Origin of the sequence: Endozoicomonas ascidiicola (genome assembly GCF_001646945.1) — a bacterium.
GTDB classification, from domain to species: Bacteria; Pseudomonadota; Gammaproteobacteria; order Pseudomonadales; family Endozoicomonadaceae; genus Endozoicomonas; species Endozoicomonas ascidiicola.
Genome location: NZ_LUTV01000004.1, coordinates 571966 through 575118 on the forward strand (window position 1 = coordinate 571966; position 3153 = coordinate 575118).

General features: G+C 48.1%; 3 protein-coding genes. 1 reads left to right on the top strand and 2 read right to left on the bottom strand.

All coding sequences use genetic code 11. The annotated features are described in order from the left end of the window. Nucleotides 1–240: 240 nt before the first annotated feature. Both cysE and trmJ read right to left on the bottom strand, forming a co-directional pair. Nucleotides 241–1065, bottom strand: a complete 825-nt coding sequence (gene cysE, locus AKL11_RS13155; protein WP_067518127.1) for a serine O-acetyltransferase — start codon at nt 1063–1065, stop codon at nt 241–243. 30 nt (nt 1066–1095) lie between these two features. After that, on the bottom strand, nt 1096–1851 hold the full coding sequence (gene trmJ / locus AKL11_RS13160; RefSeq protein ID WP_067518130.1) for a tRNA (cytosine(32)/uridine(32)-2'-O)-methyltransferase TrmJ: 756 nt from the start codon (nt 1849–1851) through the stop codon (nt 1096–1098). A 284-nt stretch (nt 1852–2135) separates the two neighbouring features. Here trmJ and AKL11_RS13165 point away from each other — a divergent pair, with 284 nt between their 5' ends. Beyond that, complete coding sequence (locus AKL11_RS13165; protein ID WP_067518132.1) at nt 2136–2957, top strand: inositol monophosphatase family protein; 822 nt, start codon at nt 2136–2138, stop codon at nt 2955–2957. Nucleotides 2958–3153 lie beyond the last annotated feature (196 nt).

A 3153-nucleotide genomic window follows, 5' to 3' on the forward strand; every position in this document is an offset into this window, starting at 1 on the left:
AGCTCCGAAATCAGAGGACAGTTCTCCACCGTTAAAATCAGCTCGCACTGTTTTACCGTTCACAGGGTGAAAACAAAGGGTTTCTTGTGTATGTTTGGCCATAGCAGGTTCCGGTTTGCTTCTTCCGAAGCTTTCTTTTTGTCGACCCAATCATATCAAGTGATTGGGCGGAACCTGCTTGGTTTTATGAAATATCCGGGTTAGAGCGGGCATTTTGATGAAGCAGAAGAACAGAAAGAGTTACAAAGGCGCTTCCCTTTCTTCTGAAGAGCCTCGCACCACCGATGCAAAATCCTCTTCCTTTAATTCAGGAGCAGGTCCAACACAGCAGTTCATCCCATTATCTTCCAGAACTTTGCATAGCCGTTCGAAGCGGGAATCCACTTCGTGAAGATGATCCAGCATGGCAGAGATGGCATGAGCCGTTGGATCTGGCATTTCCGATGACACAGCATAAGAATCAAAGCCTATTTTCTCAGCCATCTTTCCAGCATTAGCATGACGACCTTCATCCTGTCCTGAAGTTTCAGGTTTTTTGACAATACGGCCTGGGATACCCACCACTGTGGCTCCTGGTGGAACCTCTCGAACAACCACCGCATTGGAGCCTATTCTTGCACCTTCTCCAACCACAAATGGGCCGAGTACCTTTGCGCCAGCTCCCACCACAACACCCTTAGCGAGGGTTGGGTGACGCTTTCCTTGATTGGATGGATGCCCTTTACCTTTATTAGGAGACGTTCCCCCAAGTGTTACCCCATGATAAATAGTCACATCATCCTGAATCACTGCCGTTTCACCAACCACCACACCCATGCCGTGATCAATAAAAAAGCGGCGACCAATGGTTGCGCCAGGATGAATCTCGATACCCGTCAACCACCGGCTGAAGGTAGATAGCATTCGCCCCAACCAGAGGAAGCCTGACTTCCAGAGTCGATGAGCACCACGATGCAACAATAATGCATGCAGCCCCGGATACGTTGTGATCACCTCAAAGGTTCCCCTAGCCGCCGGATCCCGCTCCATGACGGTTTTTATGTCTTCCTTTAATCTCTCAAACATGGTCAGCGCCTGAATTGTCTTTTAAATAGATTATTCTGTTATTTTTTGAGTCCCGCCGCCCGACGCCAGACATCGTTGAGTTTCAGAAAGAATGCCGCGCAAAATACCCAGCTCTACCTGATCGGGTCGAACACGACCATACAAACGACGCATTTTGGCCATGATTTTTTCGTGACTGCTGTGATCCAGAAAACCAATTTCCATCAGCACACTATAAAGATGGTCATAGTAACGCTCCATATCATCCATGGAGGCCAATTCATGAGCTTTCGGTGTCGGTAATTCTAACGCGTCTTTATTTATCAGTTCAGCCATCCGTATTTCATAAGATAAAACCTGCACGGCCGCCCCCAAATTCAACGAGCTGAAGTCTTCATTGGTGGGAATATGCACCTGCAAATGACAACGACGCAATTGTTCGTTAGAAAGCCCACTGTCTTCACGACCAAAAATCAAGGCCACTTTATTGTTTGAAGCTTCTTGCACAATGCTTTGAGCACAGCTTCTCGGGTCAACCAACGGCAGAGAAACACCACGCACCCGGGCGCTGGTTCCCACCACAAACTGGCAATCGGCCAACGCTTCATCCAGGGTTTCACACACTTTGGCATTTCTCAAAATGTCATCCGCCCCCGAAGCCAGTGCGGTTGCCGTGCCAGAAGGAAAATCATCGGGAGCCACAAGACACAACTGACTTAACCCCATGGTTTTCATAGCACGGGCTGTGGAACCGATATTGCCCGGATGAGAGGGGTTTACTAATACTATGGAGATGTTGTCGAGCACCGCTGAAATCTCTTGCGTGTTTGATTTTTCAAAAGAACCAAAGGAGCCTCAAGGTTCAAAAGCAACCAATAATTCGAGCCAGGCTTATATCCCGTCAGTGTACCCAAAATACCAGCGATTCCAAGCACTCAGTAAAATTACTGACACACCCTGCGTAGCACTCCATTGCAACTTCGCGGTCATCCTGTCAGAATGCGCGACCAACTTTGAGGATTAATGAGAAAAACTTTTTCTGATTAATCCAGCTCTATTCGATCTTTTACAGTTCAGATGTAATCAAGCCTATGCAACCTATGGTGAGTATGGCGCTGCGAGCAGCACGCCAGGCCGGTGATATCATTGCCCGTGCCTACAAGGATCTCGACCACGTAGACGTCGAAATCAAAAGTCGTAACGATTTTGTCACCGAAGTGGACAGGGCTGCTGAAAAAGCCATTATCGCTGCGTTGAGCAAAACCTATCCAAACCATGGTTTCTATGGTGAAGAAAGTGGCCTTCGTGAAGGCAAAGACGACGGCAAAGATTACCTCTGGATCATCGACCCTCTCGACGGCACCACCAACTTCATCAAAGGCATTCCTCACTTCGCAGTGTCTATCGCTGTGCAGTATCGTGGTCGACTGGAACACGCCGTTATTCTCGACCCAATGAATGAAGAAGAATACTGCGCCAGCCGTGGCCATGGTGCCACCCTGAACAGTAAACGCATTCGTGTGGGTAACCGCAGAACGCTTGAAGGCGCTCTTATTGGTACCGGTATTCCATTTATGGCGCCAGGTATCAACCACGTCGACAATTACCTGAACATGATGCGCGCCATGCTGGGCGATACCTTAGGTATTCGTCGCGCAGGTGCTGCTTCTCTCGATCTTGCCTATGTGGCTGCTGGTCGCCTGGATGCTTTCTGGGAAATTGGCCTGCAGGACTATGATATGGCGGCGGGCGTTCTGATGATTCAGGAAGCCGGTGGTCTGGTTGGTGATTTTAAAGGTGGTCACACCTACATGCAGAACAATCAGGTAGTTGCTGGTAACAGTGGCTGTTTCAAAGACATGCTGAAGCGAATTCGCCCATTTGTAACGGAAGGAATGTTTCGTCACAAATAAATCAGAACGAAAAGTGTAAATGCGAGATACAATCTCGCATTTACACTTTACTATTCACTGCTCACATCACTGTCAACACAGCCACTCCCGATGAATATACGACACAATCCATTATCAGAAAATTGTCGTAAGCACTATTTGATAGAACAATGAGACACCTACAGACATTTCTGCAGTATGGAAATGATTGTCACCC